Origin of the sequence: Romboutsia sp. 13368, from assembly GCF_018336475.1 — a bacterium.
Taxonomy (GTDB): domain Bacteria; phylum Bacillota; class Clostridia; order Peptostreptococcales; family Peptostreptococcaceae; genus Romboutsia.
Window position 1 is genome coordinate 850,028 of record NZ_CP048741.1, and the last position, 279, is coordinate 850,306.

The window sequence follows — 279 nt, forward strand, 5'->3', positions numbered from 1 at the left end:
TCAGATAAAAATAATAAAAGTGGAATAACTAATATACTTTTAGTTGGTGTAGATGGAAATAATATGGAAAAAGGTAATAGATCAGATGCAATGATTGTTGTTACTATAGATGAAAAAATCAAGATATAAGACTTACATCATTAGCGAGAGATACTTATGTTGACATCGAAGGGTATAGTACTGAGAAATTAACACATGCATATGCTTATGAAGGAGCAAGCTTGTTAATAGACACAATAAAGAAAAATTTTGGTATTGATATAGATAAATATGTTACAG

The 279-nt window shown here is 28.0% G+C and carries 1 protein-coding gene (running past one end of the window); it reads left to right on the forward strand.

All coding sequences use genetic code 11. From position 1 onward, the window contains the following. Positions 1–125: 125 nt before the first annotated feature. Positions 126–279: part of an LCP family protein coding region (locus G3997_RS03485; RefSeq protein ID WP_296649318.1), annotated on the forward strand (this coding region is incomplete at its 3' end). Its footprint extends 125 nt past the window's final position; the window shows 154 of its 279 annotated nt.